Here is a 19,056-nt window from a genome sequence, read left to right as displayed (position 1 = left end):
TGGAGATAGCGGGCCGGGTTGCCTGCAGGTCACGCGGCGCGTTGGGGCGAGCCACTCGTTGCGCTACACCACGGACATCGGGAAGCTCAGGATCTCCGAGACCCCGCCGTCGACCATCAGCATTTGCCCATTCATGTAGGAGCTCGCTTCGGAGGCGAGAAAAACCGCGACGCCGCCGAGTTCCTCGGGGTTCCCCCAGCGTCCCACCGAGATATGCGAACGCACGATTTCCTTCATCTGCGGGTTGGACGTGACGGGCTCGGCCATTTCGGTGAGAAAGTAGCCGGGGCAGATGCCGTTGCAACGAATGCCGTGTCGGCCCAGTTCCGCGCCGAGCGATTTCGTCAGCCCGGCGATCGCGTGCTTGCTGGCCACGTATGCCTGCAGCTTCTCGCGACCGAGCACCGACACATAAGACCCGACGTTGATGATGCGTCCGTGTCCGCGTTCGATCATCGGGCGCGCAACTTCCTGCGCGAGCACGTAGGCGGCCGTGACGTTGGTATCCATCGTTCTTTGCCACATGTCGAGGTTCGACTGCAGAAAATCACTCCACTCGCAAATGCCGGCATTGTTGAGCAGGACGTCGATGCGTCCGTGGCGTGCAAGGACGTTGCGAACGCCGTTTCTGATTGCGCCCTGATCGGTGAGGTCGAACGGTTCGATATCGACGTCGCCGCCCGCTTTACGAATCGATTCCGCAGCGGTTTCGAGGCTCGCGCGCGAACGCGCGCACAGTATCACCGTCGCACCCGCTGCCGCCAGCGCGTTAGCCATGGCGAAACCGAGGCCGCGCGACGCGCCGGTGACGAGCGCAATCTGTCCTTCCAGTGAAAAGAGTTTCATAGTCTGACTCCGTGGATCATGCGAAGGCTGGTTACCGGTGGCGAATGACGATCTTGCCGAAATGCTGCTGGCTTTCGAGGTGCCGCAGCGCATCCGGTACGCGCGCAAAGTCATAAACCGAGTCGATGACGGGCTTGAGCTTGTGCAGTCCGATCGCGCGGTTCATCGCTTCGAAATCCTGACGGGAGCCGACGCGGATCGGCGCGATCGACAGCCCGCGCGTGAAGAATCCTTCGCCGGGAGAAGGGGCGCCGGTCAGCAGTCCGACCACGCTGATGCGCCCGCTGTCGCGAGTGGCGGCAATGGACTTGCCGAAGGTTTGGGCGCCGCCCACCTCGACGACCAGATCGACCCCAAAGCCATCGGTCAGGCGCAGCACGGCGTCATCCCAATTCGGCGTGTCGCGGTAGTTGATCGTGGCGTCGGCGCCGAGTTCGGCAAGCCGTTTGAGCTTCGCTTCGCTCGACGAAGTCGCGATCACGCGCGCGCCGAACAGACGGGCGAGCTGCAGAGCGAACAGCGATACCCCGCCAGAGCCCTGTACGAGCACGGTTTGGCCCGGCAGCAGCGGCGCATGCTGGCACAGCGCGTTCCATGCGGTGAGCGCGGCGCAAGGCAGCGTTGCGGCCTCCTCGTCGGAAAGATGATCCGGAACGCTAACCAGTTCTTCCTCGCTCAGCACCGCCTTGTCGCGCAGCATGCCTTCGACGATAGCGCCGCGGCCCAGCGTATCCGCGTGTTGCGGGCGGCTGCCGCCGTGCCAGTTCTGCGCGAAATTGGCCATCACCCGGTCGCCGGGTCGGAAGCGCCGCACGCCTGGGCCGACGGCAAGCACGACGCCCGCGCCGTCCGAGGCCGGAATGAAGTTGGGCGCCATCCAGTCGCGATACGCACCGTTGATCAGCAGCAACTCGCGGAAATTCAACGAACTCGCATTGACCTGTACCAGGACCTGATGAGCGCCGGGCGGCGCCGGATCGGGTTCCTCGCGTAGTGCCAGACCCGCAATACCTTCAAACCGTTCACATCGATAGAGCTTCATTGGTCGTCTCCATGGTGTCGAACGAGGGCGTCGAATTGAGCGACAAGCGACGTTCTCCTCATTCTTCTCGTTGACAGCTACAAAAAGATGAGTTCAGAATATAGAACATTGTTCAACAAAGCGTTCGGAGCGTCAAATTGAAAATACTGGTCGCGGTGAAGCGCGTGATCGACTACAACGTGAAACCCCGGGTGAAGTCCGATGGTTCGGGAGTCGATCTGGCCAACGTGAAAATGGCCATGAACCCATTCGATGAGATCGCGGTGGAGGAGGCGGTGCGCCTCAAGGAAGCGGGCGTGGCGAGTGAAGTCGTCGTGGTGTCGGCGGGAACCACGCAATCGCAGGAGGTGCTGCGCACGGCGCTCGCGATGGGGGCGGATCGCGCGGTGCTGGTGGAAAGCGATGCGGATCTGCAGCCGCTCGCGGTCGCCAAGCTGCTGGCCGCCGTGGCCGCGCGGGAAACTCCGCAACTGGTGCTGCTCGGCAAGCAGGCCATCGACAACGACGCGGGACAAACCGGCCAGAAGCTCGCCGCGTTGCTCGGCTGGCCGCAAGCCACGTTCGCGTTCAAGACGGAAGTGGACGGTCAACAGCTACTCGTCACGCGTGAGATCGATGGCGGACTCGAACGTGTCGCGCTCGATCTGCCGGCGGTGGTCACGACGGACTTGCGTCTGAATAGTCCGCGCTACGTGACGCTGCCCAACATCATGAAAGCGAAGAAGAAGCCGCTGGAGACGCTGAGCCCCGACGCGCTGGGGGTCGACGTTGCACCTCGTCTGAAGGTTCTCGAAGTGACCGAGCCGCCGGCGCGTAAGGGCGGCGTGATGGTTCCCGATGTTGCAGCGCTGATTGAAAAGCTTCGTAACGAAGCGAAGGTGATCTGATCATGACTATTCTCGTTATCGCCGAACACGACAACGCAAGCCTCAAGCGCGCCACGCTCAACGCCGTCACGGCGGCAGGCGCTGCGGGCGGCGACATTCATGTACTGGTCGCAGGCCACGGCGCGTCGGCGGTGGTAGAGCAGGCCGCGAACGTTGCCGGCGTCGCCGAAGTGCTCGTCGCGGATGCACCCGAATACGCGCATGGGCTGCCGGAAAATCTGGCCGCACTCGTCGTTTCGCTGGCTAGCGGTTATACGCACGTGATCGCGGCCTCCACGGCCGTGGGCAAGAACTTCATGCCGCGGGTAGCCGCGCTGCTCGACAGCGCGCAGATTTCCGACGTGATCGCTTTCAAGGCCCCCGATGTGTTCGTGCGTCCGATCTACGCCGGCAATGCACTCGCCACGGTCCAATCGTCCGACGCAATCAAGGTCGTCACGATTCGTCCGACTGCTTTCGATGCGGCCGCTACCGGTTCGGCCGCCGCGCCGTCGCGCGCAGTCGCATCCGCAACGGCTTTCGACAAGGCACGTTTCGTCGGCCAGGAACTGACGAAATCGAGCCGGCCGGAGCTTGCGGCAGCCAACATCGTGGTGTCGGGAGGCCGAGGCATGCAGAACGGCGACAACTTCAAACTGCTCGACGCGCTCGCGGACAAGCTTGGCGCCGCGGTCGGCGCGTCGCGCGCCGCGGTCGACGCCGGCTTCGTGCCGAACGACTATCAGGTCGGCCAGACCGGCAAGATCGTCGCGCCTCAGTTGTATATCGCGGTGGGTATCTCGGGCGCGATTCAGCATCTCGCCGGTATGAAGGACTCGAAAGTCATCGTCGCGATCAACAAGGACAGCGAGGCGCCGATCTTTCAGGTGGCCGACTACGGTCTGAGCGCCGACCTTTTCGACGCTGTCCCGGCACTGACCGCGGCGCTCGATTGACGTTCGCCCGGATTGACACCGAGCGGAACGCTGTTCAAGATAATTGAACAGCTAGTTGCAATATGGCCGTCGACTGCGCGGCCCCCACATAAAAAGGCGGAACCGGTGCCTACGCCGGCCATATGACGAAGGAGATAACAATGGGTAACACCAGTCCCGATTCGGGTGAGCACACTGTCCGCCTCGATTTTGTCCCGAAGGACAGTTACCTGTCGAAGCAGTTTCTCGAGCGCGAGAAAGAGCGCCTCTGGCCGCGAGTCTGGCAGGTCGCCTGCCGTCTGGAAGAGATTCCCAACGTGGGCGACTTCGTGACCTTCGACGTGGCCGGCGAATCGATCATCGTGGTACGAACCACGGGAGATCAGATCAAGGCCTTCTTCAACGTCTGCCAGCACCGTGGCCGGCGCCTGACTAATGGCTGTGGCAAGGCCGCGAAATTTCACTGCGCCTATCACGGCTGGCAGTGGAATCTGGATGGCAGTCTTGCGCGTGTGCTCGACAGGCAAGATTGGGAAGGTTGCCCGGACATGGCTGACGGGGACCTTCGTCTCACGGACGTGCTGGTCGATACGTGGGGCGGGTTCGTGTTCATCAATATGGATCCGGACGCAGAGCCGCTCGCGAAATTTCTCGACCCGGTGCCGGAGATCACGAACTGCTTCGAGTTCGAAAAGATGCGCTACCGCTGGTACAAGTCGATTCGTCTGCCGTGCAACTGGAAGGTTGCACTCGAAGCGTTCAACGAGGGTTATCACGTAGCGGCAACCCATCCGCAACTGCTCGACGTCGCCGGCGATGACGTGACGCGCAGTTTCTCCTATGGCCGCCATGGGATGTTTGGTTATTCGACGTCGACGCGGATGATCGGCGCGCCCTCGCCGCGGACCGGCAAGCCGATGCCGGAAGACGTACGCCAGGGGCTCGTGAACTTTTTCCGGGTCATGGAAGAGACTCTGAAGGCGATCAATACCGCGCGCGATTACGAAGCCGCGAAGCGCCTGATGACCGAAATGTCGCCGTCGGGTAACCAGTTCGAAGTCCTTGGGAAGGCGATGGAATTTCAGCGCGAGGCGGCCATCGCCGAGGGTGCGGGCTGGCCCGAGATCTCTTTCGAGCAACTGGGTCGCGCGGGAGCGGACTGGCACGTCTTTCCGAATCTGGTGTTCCTGCCGTACCCGGACGGCGCGTTGTTCTATCGCGCGCGGCCGGATGGCGACAATCCGGATTCGTGTATCTACGACATCTGGTCGCTGCAGCGCTTCGCGCCTGGGGCTGAGCCGCCGTTGAAGCGCGAGTTCTATTACGGCGTGGACGACTGGAAGGAGAACGCGCAGGAGAACTTCGGCCTGATCCTGTGGCAGGACTTCCAGAACATGACCAACGTTCAGCAGGGCATGAAGTCGCGCGGCTTCAAGGGTTTGCGCACCAATCCGCTGCAGGAATCGTCGGTTTCGAACTTCCATCGCGCGCTGCGCGAATTCATCGCGCGGGATGAGTGATGTCGACGAACTGGGACGCAACCTACGACTTCGTGGTGGTCGGCAGCGGCGGGGGTTCGATGTGTGCGGCGCTTGCCTGCAAGTCGGTGGGCAAAGAAGCACTGATCATCGAGAAGCAGGCGAAGGTCGGCGGCTCGACCGGATATTCGGGCGGGGTCTGGTGGCTTCCGAACAATCATGTGATGAAGCGTCACGGCGTCAGCGATTCCTATGAACGCGCGCGCCAGTACTTCGATGCGGCGGTTACTTATCAAGGGCCGGGGACTTCTGACGCGCGACGCGAGGCTTACCTGCGCACCGGCCCGAAGATGGCCGAGTTTCTCGAGCAGCAGGGGATGCAGTTCGTGTACGCGGACGGCTGGTCCGATTACTACGACACGCTGCCCGGCGGCGAGCCGCGTGGCCGGTCGCTGCTGGCCAGGTTGTTCGACGTGAAGGAACTGGGCGAATGGGCGCCGCGTCTGTCGCGCTACAAGGGGCCGTCGATGCCGGCCAACTCGGACGAGTATCCGCAACTGTTTCTGATGAAGCGGACGTGGGGCGGCAAGCGCAAGGCGATGCAACTGGGTGGCCGGATGCTCTACCAGAAGATCACCGGCAAGGAGCTCGTGGCCAACGGCGCGGCGATTCAGGGGCGCATGCTGCAGATGGCGCTGCGCGCGAACGTGCCGATCTGGACGGACGCGCCGGTGCGCGAGTTTATCGTCGAGGACGGACGCGTGACAGGCATCGTCGCGGTGCGCAGCGGCCGCGAGTTGCGCGTGCGTGCTCGCGAAGGCGTCCTGCTGAATACCGGCGGCTTTTCACACAACGCGGAAATGCGCCGCAGGTACCAGCCGCAGCCGTCGTCCGCGGACTGGACCAATGCGAATCCGGGCGATACCGGTGAAATCCTGCAAGCCGCGATTGCGCTCGGCGGCGCAGTGGACTGCATGGAGGAAGCGTGGTGGGTCGTGACGTCGCTCGGTCCCAACGAGGAACTGCCCGAAGGTGCACGCGCACCGGATGGCTCGCCGCTGCCGTTCATGCATCACCTCGACCTGTCGCTGCCGTTTTCGATCATGGTCGATCAGGACGGCGAGCGCTTTTGCGACGAAGCGGGAGCGTACATGGAAATCGGTCAACGCATGTACCAGCGCCACAAGCAGACGGGTAAGGCCGTTCCCGCGTGGGTCGTCATGGACAGCCGGCAGCGTAAGTACTACCCGTGGGGCACGGCGATGCCGGGCCAGATTCCGCAGAAGTGGCTCGACAGTGGATACATGATCAAGGCTGACACGCTCGAAGAACTGGCCGCGAAATGCAGTATCGACCGTGCTGGGCTGCTCGGGACCGTCAAGCGCTTCAACGGCTTCTGCGAAACGGGCGTCGACGAAGATTACGGTCGCGGCTCGCGCGCATTCGATCGCTGTCATGGAGACCCGACCATCAAACCGAACCCCAATCTCGGGCCGATCGAGGAGGGGCCGTTCTACGCCGTGCGCATGTATCCAGGGGATGTGGGCACGGCAGGCGGTCTCGTGACCGACGAATACGGGCGCGTGCTGAAGGACGATGGTTCGAAAATCCCTGGGCTGTACGCCACCGGCAACTGCACGGCATCCGTGGTTGGCCGGTGTTATCCGGGCGCCGGCAGCAGCATCGGCGCATCGTTCGTGTTCGGTTACATCGCGGCGCTGCATGCGAGCGGCGCGCAAAAGATCTGGTGACACAGGAGAGTGACGAATGAATGCCTATCAGCCGCCCAGCAGCGAAATCCTGGTCGACATCTACAGGCGCATGGCTCTCATCAAGCAGAACGATGAGCGCTTTCGTGCCGTTATCAAGGCCGGCAAGCTGGTGATGCCGTACTACTCGCCGCGCGGCCAGGAAGTGATTCCGTCGGCGATGTCGGTGTGTCTCACCGACGACGACTACATCTGCACGATCTACCGCGGCGTCCATGACATGATCGCCAAAGGTGTGCCGCTCAAGGAACTCTGGGCCGAGCTCGGAGGACGAGTGACGGGGACGTGCAAAGGCAAGGGCGGCCCGATGCACGTCACGCATCCCGCGTCGGGCGTCATGGTGACGACCGGCATTGTCGGCAGTTCGATGCCGATCGCAAATGGGCTTGCGCTCGCCGCGCAGATTCGTGGTGAATCGCGCGTGGCCGTGGCCTACTTCGGTGACGGCGCATCAAACATTGGCGCCTTCCACGAGTCGCTGAACATGGCGTCCGTGTGGAAGTTGCCGGTGATTTTCGTCTGCCAGAACAACGGCTATGCCGAGCACACCAAATACGCGTATGGCACGTCCGCGCCGAACATCGCCCAGCGCGCCGTCGCGTACCAGATGCCGGGCATCACGGTGAACGGCAACGATCCGATTCAGATGCACAAGGCGGCGCACGAAGCGGTCGAACGCGCGCGCAATGGCGGCGGCCCGACGCTGATCGAAGCGAACACGTTCCGCTTTCAGGGGCACGTGTTCGGCGACCCGGACGCCTATATGGACAAGCACGAAAAGGCCGCCTGGCTCGCGAAGGATCCGGTGCCGCTGTTCCGTCAGTGGCTCATCGATGCGAAGCATGCGACCGAGGAGCAACTGGTTGCGATGGAAGCCGAACACGAGGCGCAGATCGACGCCGCGGTCGAATTCACGCTGTCGAGCGAATATCCCGATGTCGCGGAGCTTCGGCGCGACATCTTCAAGGACGAGGTGCTTGCATGAGCCAGCAGCCAACCAACATCAACACCATCCAGGCGGTCAACTTCGCGCTCGACGACGCGATGGCCGCCGACGCCAACGTAATCGTGCTGGGTGAAGACGTTGCCGACGGCCAGGAGGGCGGCATTGTCGGCGTAACGAAGGGACTGTCGTCGAAATACGGCACGTCGCGGGTGCGTTCGACGCCGATTTCTGAGCAGGCCATCATCGGTGCGGCAATCGGCGCTTCGATGGTCGGGATGCGTCCTGTGGCGGAAATCATGCTGATGAACTTCACGACCGTCGCGATGGACATGATCGTGAATCACGCCGCGAAGCTGCGGTTCATGTCGGGCGGACAGACCCATGTGCCGATCGTCATCCGCACCATGACGGGTGCGGGCTTCGGCACGGGTGGTCAGCACGCCGACTACCTCGAGGCCTGGTTTGCGCACGTTGCCGGCATCAAGGTCGTCACACCGTCGAATCCTGCCGATGCGTATGGCCTGATGCTGTCCTGCATCCGTGATGACGACCCTTGCCTTTTCATCGAGAACATGCCGACCTACTGGAATCCGGGCAGTGCGCCGGAGCGCGGCGTGGCGATTCCGCTTGGCAAAGCCAACGTGATTCGCGCGGGTACCGACGTGACAGTGATCAGCTACAGCCGCCGCGTGCAGGAAGCCATGGCTGCTGCCGAAGCGCTGGCCAAAGATGGTGTCGCCTGCGAAGTGATCGATTTGCGCACCGTCTCTCCGTTGGATACCGAAACTATCCTGACTTCGGTTGCAAAAACCGGGCGCGCCGTTGTCGTGCACGAAGCCGTCAAACCGTTCGGCGTGGGTGCGGAAATCGCATCCCGTATCTACGAAGCCCTCTTTCGCGAGCTCAAGGCGCCCGTGCAGCGCGTAGGCGCGCAATTCTGCCCCGTGCCGTTCTCGAAGCCGCTCGAAGACGCGTTCGTACCGGGCGTGGCCGAAATCGAATCGGCGGTTCGCGCGACGCTGAAATGACCAGCACGAACACCCGGAATTCCATCATCAATAGAGCAAGGTCATGACCACACAAGTGCTGCTTCCCAAACTGGGCTTTTCCATGAACGAAGGCACGCTAGCCGAATGGCTGGCGGACGACGGCGCAACCGTGAGCGAAGGGCAGATTCTCTACGCGCTCGAAAGCGACAAATCGATTCAGGAGGTCGAGTCGCCCGCGTCGGGCACGCTGCGCATCGTTGCTCAGGTTGGCGAAGTGTATCCCGTCGGCACGGTGCTGGCGGAAATCGTCTGATTGGCCGTAGGCCGTCACGCTGTCCAACAGTCGTTCGAAGAGGCATCCGCGATGAGTGTCGAATCCGTTGCTACGCGACCGCAGTCCGATGTGAATACCGGCCCCGGCGAGGCTGCAGTCCCCGCTTTCGGCGCGAATCTGCCGCCTTGGCCGCAGGTCGATTTCGCCGAATTCGGCGAGGTGGAAGTCAAGCCGGTGTCGCGCATCCAGAAGCTCACAGGAGCCTTCCTGTCGCGCAACTGGCTGACGATCCCGCATGTGACCCACCACGACGACGCTGATATTACGTCGCTCGAAAGTTATCGCAAGGCCCGTAACGAGGCGAGCACGGCGGTTAAGCTGACGCCGCTCGTCTTCCTTATCAAAGCCGTAGTGCGGGCTTTGCAGGAGTTCCCGCAATTCAACGCGTCGCTCGACGGTGACGGCAAAAACATCGTTCTGAAGAAGTACTTCCACATCGGGGTCGCCGTGGACACGCGCTTCGGATTGCTGGTGCCGGTGCTGCGCGATTGCGACAGGAAGAGCGTCGAAGAACTCTCGGTGGAACTTGCGGCAATTTCGCAGAAGGCTCGCGAAAAGGGTTTATCGATGGCAGAGATGTCGGGCGGTTGCTTTTCGATCAGTTCGCTCGGCGGCTTTGGCGGGACTGGTTTTACGCCTATCGTCAATGCGCCGGAGGTGGCGATTCTCGGTGTGACTAAAACCCGGCTGGCAGCCGCGCCGGCGGACGACGGCGGCGTCAGCTGGCGCAAGATGCTGCCCCTGTCGCTCAGCTACGATCATCGAGTGATCAACGGAGCCGACGCAGCGCGGTTCGCCGCATTCATTGGAACCGTGTTGGCCGATCCGCAGACGCTCGCTGGCTAACAGTCGATCTGACAAAACAACGACGGGATTGAGATGAGAACCCTTGGCGAGATGATCGAGCGAAACGCTCGCTTGCATGCCGACCACACGGCGCTCGTGTACGCCGACCGGCGTCTGACGCACAGTCAGTTGGCGGAGCGTGCACGCCGCTTGTCGGGAGCGCTATATGAGCGCGGCCTGCGGCGTCAGGACCGGGTTGCGATCCTCGCGATGAATTGCGCGGAGTACTACGAGAGCTACCGTGCATGCGAGTGGGCCGGCTTCATTCTGGCAACCGTCAATTTCAGACTGGCCCCCGCGGAGATTCTTTATATTCTTAAGGACGCGGCCTCAAAGGCGCTCGTATTCGAGGCTCAGTATGCCGATGTCGTGAACGGACTGCGTTCGCAACTGCCCGAAATCGAGCAGTACATCTGCATTGGCGACGCGCCGGAATGGGCCGTTTCATTCGAGGCGGTGATGGAAGCCGGCCCAGTGGAAGGGCCGCCGATCCGTTCGAAACCGGAAGACTACGCGTACCTGATGTACACGAGCGGCACCACGGGGCGTCCCAAGGGCGTCGTGCGCACGCACCATGCCATGTGCGTCACCGCCGAAAGCTGCGCGCTGGTGACGGAGTTTTCGGGCAATACCCGCGTGCTACAGACGACGCCGGCGTTCCACGTCGGTGGAATTGGCTTCGTTAATTCGGTGGCCTGGATGGGCGGCACGACGGTCGTGCATCGCGTCTTCGAGCCGAAGCAAATGCTCGAGACGATCGCCGAAGAACGCATCACCTTCACGTTCATGGTTGCCGCGATGCTTCAGGCGGTCCTCGATGTGCCCGAACTGTCGAGCTATGACGTGTCCAGCATCGAAAACATCGTCACGGCGGCAGCCCCGGTGCCTGCACCGCTGCTGTCGCGCGGCATTCAGGTGCTCGGCCCGGTGTTTTCGGTCCAGTACGGCATGACCGAGAGCAACGCCTGCTGGTTGCCTGCGCACGAGGTCAAGCCCAAAGGGTCCCCTGAACAGGTACGGCGTCTCGCATCGGTAGGGCGCCCGTGCCCCGGCATCGACCTGCGCATCGTCGACGATCAAGGCAACGATCTGCCGCAAGGCCAGACCGGCGAGGTCTGGCTGCGCTCGCAGACGCAGTTGAGTGGCTACTGGAACAACAGCGTGGCGACGGTGGAAGCACTGCGCGATGGCTGGTATCGCTCGGGCGACATGGGCTACCAGGACGAGGACGGCTACATTTTCCTCGTCGACCGCAAGAAGGACATGATCATTTCCGGCGGCGAGAACATCTACAGCCGTGAAGTCGAAGATGCGCTGCTCCAGCATCCGGCAGTCATCGACGTGGCGGTGATCGGCGTGCCGCACGAGAAGTGGGGAGAGTGCGTCAAGGCGATCGTCGTGTTGCGCCGTGGCGAGCAAGCGGGCGAAGCCGAATTGATCGAGTTCTGTCGCGGCTTGATCGCGAGCTACAAATGTCCGAAAGCCATTGCATTCATCGACGAATTGCCGAGGCTGCCGACGGGCAAGATCAGCAAGGTAAGTCTGCGCGCGCAGTTTGCCCGGTGAACGGCAATCGCCTCAATTGGAGGGAATCGACCATGGCCAAATGGCTGAAAACATCGGAGTGCGTGAAGTTTGAAGTGGCGCAACGCGTTGCGCGCATCACGCTGAGTCGTCCGGACAAGCGCAACGCCATCAACAATCCGCTTCTGCAGGAACTCAAGGCGGCGTTGCTCGAAGCCGACGACCTCAAATCGGTGAACGTGATCGTACTGTCGGGAGCTGGCCGCGACTTCTGCGCAGGCTACGATCTGGTGACGACGTATTCGGATCGGGCCGCGGACGCCGCTGATCCGGGTGACTATCGTGGAACGATTCGCAGCTTCGACGACGACTGCTGGTCGATGGAGCGGCAGTCGGAGACGGTCAATCTGATGGCGGATATCCACAAGCCGATCATCGCGCAGGTGCATGGCAACTGTCTTGCGGGCGGCACGGATCTCGCGCTGGCGTGCGACATGGTGATCGCCGCCGACAACGCAAGGATCGGCTTTCCCGCCACGCGCGCGAACGGCTCGCCGCCTGCGCATATGTGGTTCTATCACGTCGGCCCGCAGTGGGCGAAGCGCCTGCTGCTGTCTGGCGACTCGCTGACGGGCCGCGACGCCGCGAAGATCGGGCTCGTCATGGATGCGGTGCCGGCAGAGCAGCTCGAAGCGGAGGTGGGCGAGTTGGCACGCCGTCTTTCGTTTGTCGATGCCGATCTGCTTGCGGCCAACAAGCGCATTGTCAACATCGGGCTGGAGCTGGCCGGTTCGCGCACGCTTCAGCGGCTCGCGGTGGAAAACGACTCACGGGCTCACCAGAGCCTGGGGCCGCGCCGCGCGCAGTTCAAGGCGGACATGGAAGCGGTTGGCCTGAAGGAAGCGCTGAAGCGCCGCGACGAGCCGTTCGGCGACGGGATGATCCGCCTGCATGCTCGCGGCAGTTGACCAGACCGTCGAACGGACGAACCAAACTCAGACGAAGAGCCGAACATCATGGATGTTGAACTCACTTTGAACGGCGCGGTTGCGACGCTGTGTCTGAACCGCCCCGAGAAGCTCAACGCGCTGACGCCGGAAATGCTCGATTTGATTCTCGGCCACCTCGATCGCATCGAAAAGGATCCGGAGATTCGCGCGGTGATTCTCACTGGCGCAGGCCGCGCATTTTGCGCCGGTGCCGACATCAAGGGCAGCGGCGCCGCGCCACCGCAGATGAGTGTGGCGCACGCGCGCGCATCGATGGCGGTGTATCAGAAGATCGCGCTTCGGTTGTACAACCTGAACAAGCCAGTGGTCGCGGCGGTACGAGGCGTTGCCGTGGGAATTGCCTGGAGCTTTGCGCTGTGCGCGGACCAGCTCATCGTTTCCGATACGGCGCAGTTCATTCCCGCCTTCCTGATGCGCGCCACCTTACCTGAAGGCGGCATGGTGTATCTGCTTGCGCGTCATTGCGGCGAGTTTCGCGCCAAGGAAATCATGTATCTGAATCGCCGGCTGAGTGGCAAGGAAGCACTCGATATGGGTCTTGCCAGCCATCTCGTCGAGGACGGCGAGCTTGACCCGGCCGCCGAAAAGCTGGCTGGCGAGCTGGCGGCTGGCCCGACTTTCTCGCTCGGGCTGACCAAGCAGTTGTTCAGGTTGAACCCCGGTGGCATGGAAGAGTTTCTTGCGCAGGAACTGAACGCGGTGGCGCTCGCGGTGAACTCCGAGGACGCCGCGGAGGGCCGGCTCGCCGCGAGAGAAAAACGCGCCCCGGCTTTCAGAGGCCGCTAGGCGGAGCACCCGCACAAGCGCGGCGCAGTGGCGCGACAGAGCAGACAACGAGGGCGCAAGAGATTCAGGAGTCAGGCATGCATTTCGGCTATAGCGAGGAAGACGAAACATTTCGTCGGGAAGTCAGAACGTTTTTCAGTGAGCATGCGCCGGCCGACATTTCACGCCGCTGGCGTGTTGGCGTGCATCCGCCTGCGCGCGATGACATCCGCAGATGGCAGCGCATTCTGTACGAGCGCGGCTGGGGTGCGCCCCATTGGCCCGTCGAACATGGCGGCACCGGCTGGAGCGCGCTTCGCAAGCATATCTTCATGGAAGAGCTGTACAACGCCGATGCCATGGACTATGGGTGGCAGTCGACGCAGATGGTGGCGCCCGTCATCATCGCGTTCGGTTCGGACTGGCAGAGGGAGCGTTTTCTCGGGCCTATTCTGCGCGGCGACGAGTTCTGGTGCCAGGGCTTTTCGGAGCCGAACGCGGGCTCGGATCTGGCTGGACTGAAGACCACGGCCGTGCTCGACGGTGACGAGTACGTGATCAACGGCCAGAAGATCTGGACCAGCGACGCAACGATTGCCGATTGGGGCTTCTTCCTCGTCAAGACCGATACGAGCGTCAAGCCGCAACGAGGCATTTCCTTCCTGCTGGTCAACATGGACACGCCGGGCATCACGGTGCGTCCGATCGTTTCGATCGAGGGCGGCAAGGGCCTGAATGAAGTGTTCCTCGAAAACGTGCGTGTGCCGAAGTCGCATCTCGTGGGCGAGGCCGGCATGGGATGGACCTATGCGAAGTACCTCCTCGAGAAGGAGCGCACGGCGAGCGCGTTCCTGTACTTCAATAAACGCGAGCTGCAACGCGCGAAAGACATCGCGGGGCAGGAGCGGGAGGACGGCGTGCGGCTCATCGATACACCCGGGTTCGCGCGCAAGGTCGCGGAGGTCGAAGCGGACCTCATGGCGCTCGAATGGTCGGTGCTCCGCATCCTTGCGGAAGAGAAGAGCGAGCGCAATCTCGATGCGGTCGTCTCTGCGCTGAAGATCAGCGGGTCGGAGATGCAACAGCGCGTGACGCAACTGCAAATGGACGCACTCGGTCCCCGCGCGATGCGTTTCGACGACCACGGCGAGCCGCAGGGTGATCTGGCGGTCGACGAAAACTGGCCGGATTACATGGGGGGCCGCACGTCGGGCTATCTGATCGCTCGCGCCTCCACGATCTATGGCGGCGCGCGCGAAGTGCAGAAGAACATCATTGCCAAGCTGGCTTTTGGACTGTAGCCATGGACTTCAACTTCTCCGAAGAACAATCGATGCTGAAGGACGGCGCGGAGCGCTACGTTCAGCAGGAGTATGGATTCGAGGCGCGCACGCGCATCGCATCGGGGCAAGAGGGTTTCAGCCGCGAACATTGGCGCGCCTATGCCGAACTTGGCTGGCTCGGGCTGACGATGCCGGAAGACGTCGGCGGTCTCGGGTGCTCGTTCGTCGAAACGGCGATCGTGATGGAGGCGCTCGGCCGCGGTATGGCGCTCGAGCCGGTCGTGCAGACAGCGCTGCTTTGCGCCACGATCGTCGAACGAGGCGATGCGCCGCGCCGGCGTGAGACGCTGCTGCCCGCCGTCATCGACGGCACGCTGCTGCTGTCGCTCGCGGACAGCGAAGCGGGCAGCCGGTACAAGCTGGGATGCCACGCGCAAACGCACGCGCTCAAGAGCGCCTCGGGTTACCTGATCAGCGGCGCGAAGACGCTGGTGATCGCCGGCGCGTCGGCGGACCAGCTGCTCGTGACCGCGCGAGTCGAAGGCGCGTCGCAAGGCGTGGGCGTTTTTCTTGTCGATCGCCGGGCCGCGGGCGTAACGTGCCGGTCGTACCGCTTGCTCGATGGATCGCGTGCCGCGGATATCGACCTGCATAACGTCGAGCTCAGTGAAGATGCATTGATCGTCGGACCTGAACGCTCGCTGCAGGTGCTCACGCAGGCAACGGAACTCGCCAGTCTCGCGAGCGTGGCCGAGAGCCTTGGCATGATGGAAGCCGTGATGGCGATCACCTCGGAGTACATCAAGGGACGCTCGCAGTTCGGCCAGCCGATCGGCAAGTTCCAGGCGTTGCAGCATCGCATGGCTGAGATGTTCGTTGCCACGCAGGAAGCGCGCTCGATGCTGTACTGCGGGATCGCGCACCTGAACGGCCCGGCGGCCGAACACAGCCGCGTCATCTCGGCGGCCAAAGCCGTTGCCGCGCGCGCCAATCGCTTCGTTTGCGCGCAGGGCATCCAGTTGCACGGTGGCATGGGGCTCACCGAGGAATATCCGGTAGGGCACTACTTCCGCAAGATGACGATGATGGAGAAGATGTTCGGCGATATCGACTTTCATCTCGACCGCGTTGCAGCAGGCGGCCGGACACCGATAACGGCGTAAGACAGGGAGCACATCATGCAACGCGTGAAGCAAAAGATTGCCATCGTGACCGGGGCCGCATCCGGTATCGGCGCTGCCTGTGCCGCCAGGCTCGCGCAGGAGGGCGCCTTGATCGTCGTGGCGGACCTGAATCTCGAAGGCGCGCAGGAACAGGTTCGTCGTATTAACGAAGCGGGGGGCCACGCGGTCCCGGCACAGGTCGATATCGGCGACGAAAGTTCGATCGATGCATTGTTCGATCTGACGCTCAAGACTTGGGGCGGGCTCGATATCCTGCATAACAACGCCGCGGCCACATCGCTTTCCAGTACGGTCGATGCGGCAGTCGAGGCACTCGACGTCGGAGTCTGGGACGACACGATGCGCATCAATCTTCGCGGCACCATGCTGGCCTCGCGGTGCGCGCTGCCGCTGATGCGCGCACGAGGCGGCGGTTCGATTATCAATACCTCTTCCGGTGCCGCTCAGGCGGGCGCGCTGGGGTACAGCGCGTACGGTGTCTGCAAGGCCGGTATCGAGGCGCTGACGCGCTACGTCGCCGCGCAGCACGGCAAGGAGGGGATACGCTGCAACGCGATCGCTCCCGGCCTGATCGTCACACCGGTGACCCAGGCGTACTACGCGGGGGAGACCGGAGAGATGATGCTGAGCCACCATCTCACGCCTCGCCTCGGGCAGCCCGAAGACATTGCACACGCGGTGGTGTACCTCGCTTCGGATGAGGCGGCGTTCGTCACGGGCCAGGTGTTCAACGTCGATGGCGGACTTCTTTCACACCAGCCTTACTATGCCGACGAAATCCGCGCGCGCCCGGCCGCGATGGCCAACGCTACGAAGGGGAAGGCATGACGACGGATTCAGCGCTGCTCGCGCGTATCGAGCGCATCGAGGCGCAGCTCGCCATCCAGCAGTTGCCCGTCCGATACGCGCTCGCGGTCGATTCGCGCGATCTGGACAGCCTGGTGCAACTGTTCGCCGAAGACGTCGATTGCGGCCGATGGGGCGTCGGGCGCGCGGCATTGAAAACGTTCTACGGGTCCGAGCATATTCTGCGCGGCTTTTATCGCAGCATTCACCAGATCTGCGGCCACGTCGTCGATTTCATCGATGCCGACCATGCGACGGGAAGCGTCTATTGTCGCGCGGAGCACGAGGACAACGGAGCGTGGGTGGTGATGGCGATCTGCTACTTCGATCACTACGTGCGGCGCGACGGGCAATGGTGCTTCGAGCGTCGCGACGAACAGCATTGGTATTCGACGGACTGGCTCGCTCGGCCCGGTGCGCCGCGCTTGCAGAACTGGCCCGGCAAGTATGAAGGCGATCGGTATCAGCCGCGTCTTCCGCAAGGATTTCCGACGTGGGCGGCGTTCTGGAGCAACAGCGAACAGCCCGCGATCGACGCGTTGACGAAAGCGCCGTAAGCGCGGTCTCGTCTTCGGCTCCTGGCCCGCCACGTAGCCATTCGTGGGACTGGCGAGGAATGCAAGGAGTGAGGTCCGCGCAAACTTCCGCATCGTGGGATCGGCGTCGTGCGACAGGCCTTCGTGCTCCTCGCGCTTACGCCGTCAGATCGGGCAGACGCACCACCAGGCCGTCCAGTTCCGGCGTCATGAAGATCTGGCATGTCAGACGGCTGTTTTCGCGCACGTCCATCGCGCAGGTGAGCATGTCGACTTCATAGGATTCCGCCGCTGGCATGTGGCTGCTCCAGGCGTCGTCGACATACGCGTGACAGGTTGCGCAGCTGCAGCTGCCGCCGCAATCGCCGAGAATGCCTGGGATCTGATTGTTCACCGCTGTTTGCATGACTGAATCGCCAACGTTGGCGCTTACGGCGGCCTCGCTGCCGTCCGGCTGGATGAATCGAATGAGCGGCATGGCTTGTGAACCTCTGAAAAATGAATTGGACTAGGGAAGCAGACTTTTCAACGGGATCGATTCGTTGGCGAGATCGGCGGCGCGGACCGGAATTTTCTCGGCAACGAAACGCTTGGCCAGCACGAATTCGGGTATACGGCTGACCGTATCGGCCGCGAGCATGACGCCGTCCTTGAGATAAAACGCCGAGAAAGAGCGGGCTTTGGGATCGCCGCGCAGGACAAACTCGTCGTAGCCGAGGGACAAGCCGACCATCTTGAGCTTCAGATCGTATTGGTCGGACCAGAACCACGGCACGCTGTTGTAGACACGCTCCTTGCCGCACAACGACGCAGCGGCGGTGCGGGCCTGCTCCAGCGCGTTAGGGACCGACTCGAGACGCAGGCGGCGTCCAAGGGAAGGGTTGGGGTGGTTGGTGCAATCCCCGACCGCAAAAATGTCGGGGTCGGACGTGCGCGTGTGTTCGTCGACCATGATGCCGTTGTCGACAGCAAGGCCGGCCGCTTGCGCGAGTTCGGTGGCGGGCTCCAGTCCCACGCCGACGATGACGAGATCCGCGGCGACGCGCGTGCCGTCCGCGCAGCACACGGCGGCAACGGCGTCGCCGGATGCGTCGAGTTCGAACCCACTCACGATCGCGTTGGTACGGATGTCGACTCCGGCTTCGCGGTGAACTTCCTCGTAGAACCTGGAAAGCTCGGGAGCCGTGACGCGCGCGAGGACGCGCGGCAACGCTTCGAGCACGGTGACGCGCAAGCCGCGCTTCACGGCTACCGCGGCCACTTCCAGCCCGATATATCCACCGCCGATGATCACGAGGCGCGAGCCGGCATGAAACTGGTTTCGAATCCGCGCGACGTGATCGAGCGTGCGAAGGTAGTGAAAATTCTGCAGCTTCTCGGTCGCTTCGATACCCGGCAACGCGAGGCGCCGCGCGCGGCCGCCGGTGGCCAGAACCAGTTTCGTATAGCTGATTTCGCTGCCGTTGGACAGCGTGACCCGTTTCGCGTCACGGTCGATGTGCTGCGCGCGCGTGTTCGGGATGAACTCGACACGCGCTTTGTCGTACGTCGACAGCGGTTTCAGGTACAACTGCTCGGCGGTCGATTCGCCCGACAGGAATGCCTTGGAGAGCGGCGGCCGTTGGTAGGGCAAATGCGGTTCCTCTCCCACCATCACGATGCGTCCCGTCCATCCCTGTTCGCGGATCGCGGTCGCGCATTCTCCTGCTGCATGACCCGCCCCGACGATCAGTGCGATGTTCTCTGCGTCTCCAGCTGTCATGAGGCTAACTCCATCTCGCACGGCCGCAGGCTCGCTGCGGCCACAGTAAGTCTGAATAATGTTCTAAATTGTGAACGACGGTCGCTGCGACTGTC

At 62.6% G+C, this 19,056-nt stretch carries 19 protein-coding genes; 15 read left to right on the top strand and 4 right to left on the bottom strand.

All coding sequences use genetic code 11. The annotated features are described in order from the left end of the window. Positions 1–63: 63 nt before the first annotated feature. Positions 64–846 carry an SDR family oxidoreductase gene (locus OKW37_RS35605; RefSeq protein WP_429403735.1) on the bottom strand — a complete coding sequence of 261 codons (783 nt, stop codon included), beginning with the start codon at positions 844–846 and terminating at the stop codon, positions 64–66. Between the two features lie 31 nt (positions 847–877). Next, positions 878–1,888 carry a zinc-dependent alcohol dehydrogenase family protein gene (locus tag OKW37_RS35600; RefSeq protein WP_429403734.1) on the bottom strand — a complete coding sequence of 337 codons (1,011 nt, stop codon included), beginning with the start codon at positions 1,886–1,888 and terminating at the stop codon, positions 878–880. Positions 1,889–2,025: 137 nt separating this feature from the next. Between OKW37_RS35600 and OKW37_RS35595 the strand changes: the two genes are divergently transcribed. The 15 genes from OKW37_RS35595 to OKW37_RS35525 all read left to right on the top strand — a co-directional run bounded on the left by OKW37_RS35595 (position 2,026) and on the right by OKW37_RS35525 (position 17,220). Beyond that, positions 2,026–2,775, top strand: a complete 750-nt coding sequence (locus OKW37_RS35595; RefSeq protein ID WP_018425503.1) for an electron transfer flavoprotein subunit beta/FixA family protein — start codon at positions 2,026–2,028, stop codon at positions 2,773–2,775. A gap of 2 nt (positions 2,776–2,777) precedes the next feature. After that, complete coding sequence (locus tag OKW37_RS35590; protein ID WP_429403733.1) at positions 2,778–3,710, top strand: electron transfer flavoprotein subunit alpha/FixB family protein; 933 nt, start codon at positions 2,778–2,780, stop codon at positions 3,708–3,710. Between the two features lie 140 nt (positions 3,711–3,850). Then, positions 3,851–5,209 (top strand): aromatic ring-hydroxylating oxygenase subunit alpha, encoded by a 1,359-nt coding sequence (locus OKW37_RS35585; protein WP_429403732.1) that lies wholly within the window; start codon positions 3,851–3,853, stop codon positions 5,207–5,209. Then, positions 5,209–6,918 (top strand): FAD-binding protein, encoded by a 1,710-nt coding sequence (locus tag OKW37_RS35580; protein ID WP_429403731.1) that lies wholly within the window; start codon positions 5,209–5,211, stop codon positions 6,916–6,918. Before OKW37_RS35585 ends, OKW37_RS35580 begins: the two co-directional genes overlap by 1 nt. A 16-nt stretch (positions 6,919–6,934) precedes the next feature. After that, positions 6,935–7,921 (top strand): thiamine pyrophosphate-dependent dehydrogenase E1 component subunit alpha, encoded by a 987-nt coding sequence (locus OKW37_RS35575; RefSeq protein ID WP_429352509.1) that lies wholly within the window; start codon positions 6,935–6,937, stop codon positions 7,919–7,921. Further along, entirely contained in the window at positions 7,918–8,910 is a 993-nt protein-coding gene (locus OKW37_RS35570) for an alpha-ketoacid dehydrogenase subunit beta (protein ID WP_184061943.1), read from the top strand. The genes OKW37_RS35575 and OKW37_RS35570 overlap by 4 nt, the downstream gene beginning before the upstream one ends. A 43-nt stretch (positions 8,911–8,953) precedes the next feature. Continuing rightward, positions 8,954–9,184 (top strand): biotin/lipoyl-containing protein, encoded by a 231-nt coding sequence (locus tag OKW37_RS35565; protein WP_018425497.1) that lies wholly within the window; start codon positions 8,954–8,956, stop codon positions 9,182–9,184. 51 nt (positions 9,185–9,235) lie between these two features. After that, entirely contained in the window at positions 9,236–10,051 is an 816-nt protein-coding gene (locus OKW37_RS35560; protein WP_429352508.1) for a 2-oxo acid dehydrogenase subunit E2, read from the top strand. Positions 10,052–10,084: 33 nt separating this feature from the next. Continuing rightward, entirely contained in the window at positions 10,085–11,617 is a 1,533-nt protein-coding gene (locus OKW37_RS35555; RefSeq protein ID WP_429403730.1) for a class I adenylate-forming enzyme family protein, read from the top strand. Positions 11,618–11,649: 32 nt separating this feature from the next. Beyond that, the gene (locus OKW37_RS35550; protein ID WP_090808822.1) at positions 11,650–12,543 is read left to right on the top strand and encodes a crotonase/enoyl-CoA hydratase family protein; all 894 of its coding nucleotides are present in this window, start codon (positions 11,650–11,652) and stop codon (positions 12,541–12,543) included. Between the two features lie 48 nt (positions 12,544–12,591). Next, the gene (locus tag OKW37_RS35545) at positions 12,592–13,371 is read left to right on the top strand and encodes an enoyl-CoA hydratase/isomerase family protein (RefSeq protein WP_184050265.1); all 780 of its coding nucleotides are present in this window, start codon (positions 12,592–12,594) and stop codon (positions 13,369–13,371) included. A 77-nt stretch (positions 13,372–13,448) separates the two neighbouring features. Beyond that, a complete protein-coding gene (locus OKW37_RS35540; protein WP_184061939.1) occupies positions 13,449–14,651 on the top strand; it encodes an acyl-CoA dehydrogenase family protein in 1,203 nt (400 codons plus the stop codon). 2 nt (positions 14,652–14,653) lie between these two features. After that, positions 14,654–15,796, top strand: a complete 1,143-nt coding sequence (locus OKW37_RS35535; protein ID WP_429403727.1) for an acyl-CoA dehydrogenase family protein — start codon at positions 14,654–14,656, stop codon at positions 15,794–15,796. Between the two features lie 15 nt (positions 15,797–15,811). Beyond that, positions 15,812–16,645 carry an SDR family oxidoreductase gene (locus OKW37_RS35530; RefSeq protein WP_429403726.1) on the top strand — a complete coding sequence of 278 codons (834 nt, stop codon included), beginning with the start codon at positions 15,812–15,814 and terminating at the stop codon, positions 16,643–16,645. After that, positions 16,642–17,220 (top strand): nuclear transport factor 2 family protein, encoded by a 579-nt coding sequence (locus tag OKW37_RS35525; protein WP_429352501.1) that lies wholly within the window; start codon positions 16,642–16,644, stop codon positions 17,218–17,220. The genes OKW37_RS35530 and OKW37_RS35525 overlap by 4 nt, the downstream gene beginning before the upstream one ends. Positions 17,221–17,356: 136 nt before the next feature. Here OKW37_RS35525 and OKW37_RS35520 read toward each other — a convergent pair whose 3' ends face one another. Further along, positions 17,357–17,677, bottom strand: a complete 321-nt coding sequence (locus OKW37_RS35520; RefSeq protein ID WP_184050275.1) for a 2Fe-2S iron-sulfur cluster-binding protein — start codon at positions 17,675–17,677, stop codon at positions 17,357–17,359. 30 nt (positions 17,678–17,707) lie between these two features. Continuing rightward, on the bottom strand, positions 17,708–18,961 hold the full coding sequence (locus OKW37_RS35515) for an NAD(P)/FAD-dependent oxidoreductase (protein WP_184061935.1): 1,254 nt from the start codon (positions 18,959–18,961) through the stop codon (positions 17,708–17,710). Positions 18,962–19,056: the final 95 nt, after the last annotated feature.

Source organism: Paraburkholderia sp. MM5482-R2, assembly GCF_050436125.1.
GTDB lineage: Bacteria > Pseudomonadota > Gammaproteobacteria > Burkholderiales > Burkholderiaceae > Paraburkholderia > Paraburkholderia tuberum.
The sequence above is the reverse complement of the archived record's forward strand: the minus strand, read 5'-3'. Positions and strand labels throughout refer to the sequence as shown.

What these genes read in the sequence shown, in the direction of transcription:
- OKW37_RS35605 (WP_429403735.1), bottom strand. Translation starts at nt 846, where the DNA reads ATGAAACTCTTTTCACTGGAAGGACAGATTGCGCTCGTCACCGGCGCG.
- OKW37_RS35600 (WP_429403734.1), bottom strand. Translation starts at nt 1,888, where the DNA reads ATGAAGCTCTATCGATGTGAACGGTTTGAAGGTATTGCGGGTCTGGCA.
- OKW37_RS35590 (WP_429403733.1), top strand. Translation starts at nt 2,778, where the DNA reads ATGACTATTCTCGTTATCGCCGAACACGACAACGCAAGCCTCAAGCGC.
- OKW37_RS35585 (WP_429403732.1), top strand. Translation starts at nt 3,851, where the DNA reads ATGGGTAACACCAGTCCCGATTCGGGTGAGCACACTGTCCGCCTCGAT.
- OKW37_RS35580 (WP_429403731.1), top strand. Translation starts at nt 5,209, where the DNA reads ATGTCGACGAACTGGGACGCAACCTACGACTTCGTGGTGGTCGGCAGC.
- OKW37_RS35575 (WP_429352509.1), top strand. Translation starts at nt 6,935, where the DNA reads ATGAATGCCTATCAGCCGCCCAGCAGCGAAATCCTGGTCGACATCTAC.
- OKW37_RS35570 (WP_184061943.1), top strand. Translation starts at nt 7,918, where the DNA reads ATGAGCCAGCAGCCAACCAACATCAACACCATCCAGGCGGTCAACTTC.
- OKW37_RS35565 (WP_018425497.1), top strand. Translation starts at nt 8,954, where the DNA reads ATGACCACACAAGTGCTGCTTCCCAAACTGGGCTTTTCCATGAACGAA.
- OKW37_RS35560 (WP_429352508.1), top strand. Translation starts at nt 9,236, where the DNA reads ATGAGTGTCGAATCCGTTGCTACGCGACCGCAGTCCGATGTGAATACC.
- OKW37_RS35555 (WP_429403730.1), top strand. Translation starts at nt 10,085, where the DNA reads ATGAGAACCCTTGGCGAGATGATCGAGCGAAACGCTCGCTTGCATGCC.
- OKW37_RS35550 (WP_090808822.1), top strand. Translation starts at nt 11,650, where the DNA reads ATGGCCAAATGGCTGAAAACATCGGAGTGCGTGAAGTTTGAAGTGGCG.
- OKW37_RS35545 (WP_184050265.1), top strand. Translation starts at nt 12,592, where the DNA reads ATGGATGTTGAACTCACTTTGAACGGCGCGGTTGCGACGCTGTGTCTG.
- OKW37_RS35540 (WP_184061939.1), top strand. Translation starts at nt 13,449, where the DNA reads ATGCATTTCGGCTATAGCGAGGAAGACGAAACATTTCGTCGGGAAGTC.
- OKW37_RS35535 (WP_429403727.1), top strand. Translation starts at nt 14,654, where the DNA reads ATGGACTTCAACTTCTCCGAAGAACAATCGATGCTGAAGGACGGCGCG.
- OKW37_RS35530 (WP_429403726.1), top strand. Translation starts at nt 15,812, where the DNA reads ATGCAACGCGTGAAGCAAAAGATTGCCATCGTGACCGGGGCCGCATCC.
- OKW37_RS35525 (WP_429352501.1), top strand. Translation starts at nt 16,642, where the DNA reads ATGACGACGGATTCAGCGCTGCTCGCGCGTATCGAGCGCATCGAGGCG.
- OKW37_RS35520 (WP_184050275.1), bottom strand. Translation starts at nt 17,677, where the DNA reads ATGCCGCTCATTCGATTCATCCAGCCGGACGGCAGCGAGGCCGCCGTA.
- OKW37_RS35515 (WP_184061935.1), bottom strand. Translation starts at nt 18,961, where the DNA reads ATGACAGCTGGAGACGCAGAGAACATCGCACTGATCGTCGGGGCGGGT.